The sequence below is a fragment of the Balneola sp. EhC07 genome (assembly GCF_001650905.1).
Classification (GTDB): Bacteria; Bacteroidota; Rhodothermia; order Balneolales; family Balneolaceae; genus Balneola.
Genome location: NZ_LXYG01000005.1, coordinates 21078 through 27697, shown reverse-complemented (window position 1 = coordinate 27697; position 6620 = coordinate 21078). Strand labels below are relative to the sequence as shown.

General features: G+C 40.1%; 4 protein-coding genes and 3 tRNA genes. 1 reads left to right on the top strand and 6 read right to left on the bottom strand.

Features of this window, described 5'->3' with window-relative positions; all coding sequences use genetic code 11:
- Positions 1-83 precede the first annotated feature (83 nt).
- From A8B79_RS03085 to A8B79_RS03065, 5 genes are all read right to left on the bottom strand, one after another.
- Positions 84-154: transfer RNA gene (locus A8B79_RS03085), tRNA-Cys, on the bottom strand.
- 18 nt (positions 155-172) lie between these two features.
- Positions 173-246, bottom strand: a tRNA-Arg gene (locus A8B79_RS03080).
- Positions 247-269: 23 nt separating this feature from the next.
- A tRNA-Pro gene (locus tag A8B79_RS03075) sits at positions 270-343 on the bottom strand.
- Positions 344-439: 96 nt separating this feature from the next.
- Positions 440-1708: a glycosyltransferase gene (locus A8B79_RS03070; protein WP_066217827.1), complete on the bottom strand. Its 1269-nt coding sequence runs from the start codon at positions 1706-1708 to the stop codon at positions 440-442.
- 5 nt (positions 1709-1713) lie between these two features.
- Positions 1714-2757 (bottom strand): NAD-dependent epimerase/dehydratase family protein, encoded by a 1044-nt coding sequence (locus A8B79_RS03065; RefSeq protein ID WP_066217825.1) that lies wholly within the window; start codon positions 2755-2757, stop codon positions 1714-1716.
- A gap of 239 nt (positions 2758-2996) precedes the next feature.
- On the opposite strand from A8B79_RS03065, the gene A8B79_RS03060 reads away from it, so the two are divergent.
- Complete coding sequence (locus tag A8B79_RS03060) at positions 2997-3854, top strand: hypothetical protein (RefSeq protein ID WP_153038333.1); 858 nt, start codon at positions 2997-2999, stop codon at positions 3852-3854.
- 46 nt (positions 3855-3900) lie between these two features.
- On the opposite strand, the gene A8B79_RS03055 is transcribed toward A8B79_RS03060, so the two are convergent.
- Positions 3901-6486: an ATP-dependent Clp protease ATP-binding subunit gene (locus tag A8B79_RS03055; RefSeq protein WP_066217823.1), complete on the bottom strand. Its 2586-nt coding sequence runs from the start codon at positions 6484-6486 to the stop codon at positions 3901-3903.
- Between the last annotated feature and the right edge of the window lie 134 nt (positions 6487-6620).

Here is a 6620-nt window from a genome sequence, read left to right as displayed (position 1 = left end):
CGCCGTGAAAGGGCGGCGTCCTGGACCCCTAGACGAACGCGGCATTTAAGATCAATATGTCAAATAGTGCAACATGTAAAGTGAGGCGACAGGCGGATTCGAACCGCCGTACGAGGTTTTGCAGACCTCTGCCTAGCCACTCGGCCATGTCGCCTTGTTTAAACTAGTGTAGTACGCCCGTCAGGACTCGAACCTGAAACCTATTGCTTAGAAGGCAATTGCTCTATCCAGTTGAGCTACGGGCGCTCATTTCATTACGTCAATAATTGTCGGGGAGACAGGATTTGAACCTGCGACCCTTCGCTCCCAAAGCGAATGCGCTACCGGGCTGCGCCACTCCCCGATTTTCCAAAATTGGAAAGGCAACAAAGATAAGGTTTTCTCTGTACCATTACCACCTAAAATTGAACTTTATTTTGTAAATTTTTCAAGATGTTACTTAATCAGCCAGAATAGCCGTTACGTAATTATCCCAACTCATTTTTGAAGCAGATTTATATACGTTTTCTGACGGTAGTGGAAGTTCCAAATACTTCAACATTTGCTCAGCCATGGAGTCGATATCTTCCGGTTCCGCCAAATATCCGTTGAAACCATCCTGAATAGTTTCGGGAAAATGTCCTACTCGGGTTGCCAAGATCGGTAATCCAAAGTTGTAGGTTAGAGATTCTACTCCGGAAGGTGTTGCTGTTAAATAATATAACACACTGCAATCTGCCACTTGAAAATATTTGTGTACATCTTCGTTGGGAATAAATTCACTTTTAACCACGGTGCTATCCTGTAGATCCAGCTCTTCAACCAGAGATAACGGTCGGTAATCCTGTTCGCTTTCTTTATTCTTGAGGAATAATTTCTGAGCAATGCCAAATAAGCCGCGTTTTATTTTGGTGGATAATTTAGAAGTATCCAAAGTAGCCCAGAATTCTTCTCCACAAATTAAAAAGGAAACGTCATCTCGTTGTTCTGCTACTTTTTTAAATGCTCTGATCGCATTATGCAAGCCTTTGTATTTCCGGATGAATCCGAAATAAAAAAATACATTTTCTTTGAGACCCAGATCCTGTTTAAACTTTTCAAAATCAAATTGCGGATCGGGTTGATAAAGATCATATACAGGATGAAATAACTTAATAACTGTAGTTGAATCATCCTGAGATCTTTCACCGGTTTCATTAACCGAAAATTCTTTTTCAGGAAGCAATGCTTTTAGCTCATCCACTGTTTTGTAAGCATGAGCTATGTAGGTATCTGCATGTTTGATTCCCATTTTAGTAAAACGCTCATCAATGGTACTTCCTTCTTTCTGAACTACAAAATGCAGATCGAAAATGATCTCAGCGTCAGAGTTTTTTTGCAACCATTTGGCGATCGATCCCATCGGTAAGCCCTGAATAGAAATTGCCCACTGGAAGATCACTTTGTCCGGATTAAGCGACTTGATATACTTCGCAGTTTTCTTCCAGCTTAACGGATTGTTATAATTGGTGAGATACTCAATTTTGATATTGGTGCCTTCCATAAAATCGGAACGGCTGGATTTATCAATGAACTCTCTGGGAATAATAGAAGGATACTGATTAGTCCAGGAGACAATATGTACTTCATTTTCAGGATCTTTATCGAAAGTCTTGGCTAACGAAGTATTATAATTGGAAATCCCGCCCTTGAATTTAGGGCCCGGACCAAAGCAAACAATTACAGGCATTTCTTTTAAGTATATTTTTTAACGGCTACATCATACACCCGACGCATACCTTCTTCCAGAGATAATTTCGGTTCCCAGCCTAATCGTTCTTTTACATAATCCATTTTTCCATATCTGGAATGAACACCAACCGGTTTGTCGAGAAGCGTTTTGATCACCGGTGAGTAATCAGCGAAAGAAGTAAACACTTCAATGAGTTCTAAGAAAGTTGTAAGTCTTCCACTTCCAATGTTGATCGCACTACCATCTTTTATATGATCCATAGCGAGCAAGGTACAATCCATCACATCATCAATATGAACAAAATCTCGGCCTTGTTTTCCGGTTCCCCAAACTTCAAAAGGATTTTCTTTTAGTGCTGCACGACGAGCGATAGCAGGAACAGGGTAGGAGAGGTCTTGGTCTTCTCCATAGCCACTGAAAGGTCTGATACACGTTACAGAAACATCATAATACTCCGCAGCAATGCTGGCCAGATATTCACCGGTTAATTTAGACCAACCGTAAGTCATGTCAGGTTGACCCATTTTTTTGAAATCGATATCGCTTTCAGAAAGGGCAATTGCATCAGATTCGGTTTGAAGATCAACAGGGTACGCTGCACTTGAACTCGGATAAAGAACACGAGTTGGCTTTTGTCGACAAACCCAAAGGAAGAATTCAGCATCAATGGAAAGATCGAGAGCTACCATCATTGGATCACCGTCTATCTTTGCTCTACCGCCCACAATTGCTGCAAAGTGAAATACATCTTCAAAAGAAGTAACGTCAAGCTTGTATGTTTTCTTGATGTATTCCTGATCGTCCAGCATTTCACGGATAAAATATCGGGCGTCTTGTTTCAGAAATATCATTCTTTCATCTTCACCAAAAAACTCGAGCCCGTTCTCTGTGCGTGACGGAGTTCCATCAGGAAGCCAGGTAGCCGGATGAGTTCCAACCGAGAGATCGTCAATAAAAAGGATAGTATCGTTCGTAGTTGAGTGGAGGCGCTTAACAAAGTTTCTTCCAACAAAGCCGCATCCACCGGTAATAAGGTGATATTTCATGAATCAATTATTTTGAAGTTTCCTAAAGATAGACATTTTGCAAAAAAGGGCGAGGAAAAGCAGAAATATTCTTTAAAAATCCCGTTCTTTGGTACGAATTAACTTCTGAAATATTTATGAAAACTTTTCCACTTATTTTTTTAGCGGGATTATTATCCTCCTCACTTTTTAGTCAATCGTTGAGTATATCTGAGAGCTCCTCCGGCTCATCATTTCTAAAGGGGGAAATAAGCTCCAATGTGATACAGATTATGGAGCCAAATGGTGCGGTAATTAATTCCGGTAAATTTAATTCTGTAAGTGATGATCCTTCATTTAAGATCTATCCATTGCAAAATGGAGCATATATTGTTCGTGAAAACATTGCTAACTTTGTGTTATTTGATTCTTTTGGGAGCGTAATTCGCCCGATCTCTAACAGTTCAAATAGTGAGGACGGGGAAAAGATTTCTGAACTGGCCACAGATCCGATGGGTAAAACCATTGTACTCTACAATCCTCAGGTTAGAAATGGTGATAAAAGAGGTTCGCGAGCCAAAGTGATAGAGTTAGAAAATTCGGAGCGGGATATTTTTTATAAAGCAGATCAGGAGATCAGAGCCGTCCGTGTATCGGAGTCAGGTGAATTCATTGCCATTGCTTCCGGTAAAGAAGGAAGTGATGATGAAATCACGATCATGGATCGCTACGGTAATGAGATCAGGAAAATAACTTTTGACAGAAAAGTAAAAGGACTGAATTTATATGGAAGCGGCTCTACTTTAACCGTTTTTTCAGAAGGAAGAGTGGCAGTATATAATGTACTAAGTGGTGAGAGAATTGGTAGCAGCAGTTTCAGAAACGGAACACTTCAGTTTGCGAATTACAGCGCATCAGATCAGACTATTATTGGCCTAACAGGAGATTTGAACGGAACTACTTTATCTGATATTGAAGTAAGAATTATAAACGTGGCAACCAGAAAAATTGCTAGCCAGGAATATTCAGGATCTGTTCAGATAGATGATTTGGATAAGGTCACAATGACCAAGAACAGCAGATTCAATTATACCATTACAGGTATGAACAAAGATCTGAATTTGAAAGCAAGTTTCTAAAGAGCATAAAAAAAAGCCTCATCAAATGATGAGGCTTTTAATAGCATTAAGCTTCTTTTTTGGCTTCCTTAGAAGCGTCCTCTTCTTCAGAGTCTTTGGTTTCTTTTTCCTTAACCGTTTTGGGGTCAGGTTTGGTCCAATCAAATTCTAAACCATCTCTGGACTTATTCATTTTGATCTTTATGGTTGAACCTTCCTCTTTTTTGTTTTCCAGAAGCTCTTCGGCTAACGGATCTTCAATGTACTTTTGAATCGCACGCTTAAGAGGTCTGGCTCCGTATTTAGGATCAAAACCTTTATCGGTAATGAATTCCTTCGCTCCTTTGGTGATATCAACGGTATATCCGATTTGCTGGATTCGGGTGAATAATTCGTCAGAAATAATGTCGATGATCTCAAAGATATCTTGTTTCTCAAGAGGTTTGAATGTGATAACATCATCAATTCTGTTCAGGAATTCCGGATTGAATACTTTTTTCAGAGCATCCTGAATGGTTGACTTCATTTTAGCATAATCAAAAGTACCTTCGTCCGGTCCGCCAAATCCGATTCCTTTTCCAAGGTTGCGGATATCACGCGCTCCGATATTTGAAGTCATGATTATAATTGTATTTCTGAAATCAACTCTTCTGCCTAAACTATCAGTAAGGATCCCATCATCTAATACCTGAAGTAATATATTGAATACATCAGGATGTGCTTTCTCGATCTCATCAAGAAGAACTACACTATACGGCTTGCGACGAACTTTCTCGGTAAGAATTCCGCCTTCTTCATATCCAACATAGCCCGGAGGCGCTCCAACCAATCTGGAAACGGAGAACTTCTCCATATACTCACTCATATCAACTCGTATCAGAGAATCTTCCTTATCAAAGAGATATTTGGCGAGTACTTTAGCAAGTTCTGTTTTACCAACACCGGTTGGTCCTAAAAATACGAATGAACCAATTGGTCTTGAAGGATCTTTCAATCCGGCACGGGTTCTTTGAATTGCTTTGGTAAGCTTAATAATAGCTTCGCTTTGTCCAACCACTTTTCCTGCAAGACTTTCCTTCATTTTCAGAAGTTTCTGTCCTTCATTCTGGCTGATCTTGTTTACAGGAACACCGCTCATCATTGCAATTACAGAAGCAACATCGTCTTCTTCCACATCAAATAAAATGCTTTCAGATTCTTTGTCCCATTCCTTTTGTGCAACTTCAAGATCTTCGATCAAGCGTTTTTCAGTATCTCGCAAACGAGCAGCTTCTTCAAATCTTTGTTTTTTAACCATGCTGTTTTTGTCATGACCTGTGGATTCTATTTGTTCTTCCAGATCAATGATATGCTTTGGAACGGTGATATTCGATAAGTGAACTCTTGCGCCTGCTTCATCCAGAGCATCAATAGCTTTATCCGGTAAGAAGTGATCAGTTACATATCGGTCGGTCAATGAAACACAAGCTTCAATGGCGTCATCTTTGTAACGAACACCATGATGCTTCTCATACTTTGGTTTGATCTGCTTTAAGATCTCAATGGTTTCTTCCGGAGTTGTTGGATCGACCATGATCTTTTGGAATCTACGCTCGAGTGCACCATCTTTTTCAATAAACTGACGGTACTCGTTCAAAGTAGTTGCTCCGATAGCTTGTATGTCTCCACGAGCCAAAGCCGGTTTTAACATGTTTGAAGCATCCAGTGAGCCACTGGCTCCACCTGCTCCAACAATAGTATGTAGCTCATCAATAAACAGAATTACATTATCTGTTTTCTCAAGTTCTGTCATGATCGCTTTCATGCGTTCTTCAAACTGACCGCGGTATTTTGTACCTGCAACCAACGCAGCCAGATCAAGAGCGATCACTCGTTTGTCGTATAACACACGAGATACTTTTCTTTCTATAATTCTGTCGGCCAATCCTTCGGCAATAGCAGTTTTACCAACTCCCGGTTCACCTATAAGAACAGGATTGTTTTTCTTACGACGGCTCAACACCTGAGCTACTCGTTCAATTTCCTTGTCACGACCAATGATCGGATCTAATTTCCCATCAATAGCCATTTGAGTGAGGTCTCGACCAAAGTTATCGAGGACCGGTGTTTTTGATTTTTCCATTTTCTTTTCTCTAGAGCTTCCGGAACCTTGTGATCCTCCTGAAGGCGCAACGCTTGCAGAAAGGGATGAAGAATCTAAATCTTCATCTCTGGTTTTTCCGGAGATAATAAGATCTAACTCTTCACGAACAGAATCATAAGAAACGCTGAATTGCTGCAAGATTTGAGCAGCTATGTTTTCATCATCTCTTAAAAGTGACAGTAATAAATGCTCTGTGCCAATGGTGTCACTTTTATAGAGTTTTGCTTCTAAATAAGTAATCCGTAATACTTTTTCAGCTTGCTTAGTGAGTGGAATATTACCCACAGTAACGGAACCACCTGTTCCTCTTACTGTATCTTCAATAGTCTTTTTTAATTTGAAAAGATCGCAATCTAAATTTTTAAGAATCCGAATCGCAACTCCATCGCCTAATCGTACAATACCCAGAATGAGATGTTCAGTGCCAATGTAGTCGTGACCCAAACGCAGTGCTTCTTCTCTGCTGAATTGAATTACGTCTCTAACTTTACTTGAAAAATTGCCCTCCATAATGGTAGGTCCTTCTGTCTTTTATAATGTTTCTCTTATGCGTTACGCCTATGCAAAAAACGAGCCTGACATAACTTTAGTTCATTCTTTTTTGAATGTAGCAGGGCGTGTAGCTAATTGCAAAAAAAATGCAG

Excerpts from the sequence above, each read along its gene's own strand:
- A8B79_RS03070 (WP_066217827.1), bottom strand. The coding sequence starts at position 1,708 with ATGCCTGTAATTGTTTGCTTTGGTCCGGGCCCTAAATTCAAGGGCGGG.
- A8B79_RS03065 (WP_066217825.1), bottom strand. The coding sequence starts at position 2,757 with ATGAAATATCACCTTATTACCGGTGGATGCGGCTTTGTTGGAAGAAAC.
- A8B79_RS03055 (WP_066217823.1), bottom strand. The coding sequence starts at position 6,486 with ATGGAGGGCAATTTTTCAAGTAAAGTTAGAGACGTAATTCAATTCAGC.